Source organism: Ensifer sp. ENS11 (assembly GCF_014851895.1).
In the GTDB taxonomy this organism is placed as follows: Bacteria; Pseudomonadota; Alphaproteobacteria; order Rhizobiales; family Rhizobiaceae; genus Ensifer; species Ensifer canadensis.
Window position 1 is genome coordinate 1 of sequence record NZ_JACVAN010000053.1, and the last position, 923, is coordinate 923.

The 923-nt window shown below is 58.8% G+C and carries 1 protein-coding gene; it reads left to right on the forward strand.

Annotation, left to right across the window (positions count from 1 at the left end; genetic code table 11):
• Positions 1–66: 66 nt before the first annotated feature.
• Positions 67–923, forward strand: an 857-nt coding sequence (locus IB264_RS34160) for an IS30 family transposase (RefSeq protein ID WP_192435368.1), incomplete at its 3' end; no start/stop codon positions are given.

The window sequence follows — 923 nt, forward strand, 5'->3', positions numbered from 1 at the left end:
GGGTACATTCTAATTTGAAGTGCGACATGCCAATGATTTCAATGGTTTCCCCTTGGAGATTTTGGGATGTCACGAAGCTATTCGCAGCTGAATCTGGCGGATCGTCGCCGCCTCTATCACTTTGTCGAACGCAAGGTGCCGATCAATGAAATGGCGCGCCAACTCGGTCGTCACCGTTCCACCATCTATCGCGAGATCAGGCGCAATACATTCCACGATCGCGAACTGCCCGAATACAGCGGCTACTTCCCAACGGTTGCCGACGACATCCGCAAAGAGCGACGGCGGCGTTTGAGGAAGCTGATGCGGCACCCGCAATTGCGCGCACTGGTCATCGAGCAGCTGAAGGCACTTTGGTCGCCGGAGCAGATCGCCGGCCGTCTGCTTGCCGATGGTGTGAGCGCCGTCCGCGTCTGCACCGAGACGATCTATCGCTTCATCTATGGCAAGGAAGATCAGGCGCTGGAACTCTATCAGCATCTGCCAGAAGGCCGTCGCAAGCGCCGCCCGCGCCGCTCCCGCAAGCCCCGCGACGGCTCGATCCCGTTGGACTGCAGGATCAGCCAACGCCCTGATTTCATTGCCGATCGGTCTCAGTTCGGCCACTGGGAGGGTGATCTGCTGATCTTCCGGCGCGACCTCGGTGAAGCCAATGTCACCTCGCTGGTCGAGCGCAAGAGCCGCTACACGGTGATGATCAAGAATGGCAGCCGTCACTCTCGTCCGCTCATCGACAAGATCATCGATGCCTTCTCACCGCTACCCGCCTTTGCCCGGCAGAGCTTCACCTTCGACCGTGGTACCGAGTTTCGCGGTTTCAAGGCTTTGGAAGATGGACTCGGCGCCAGGAGCTGGTTTTGCGATCCGAATTCACCGTGGCAGAAAGGCGCGGTCGAGAACACCAACAAGCGCATCCGTCGCTT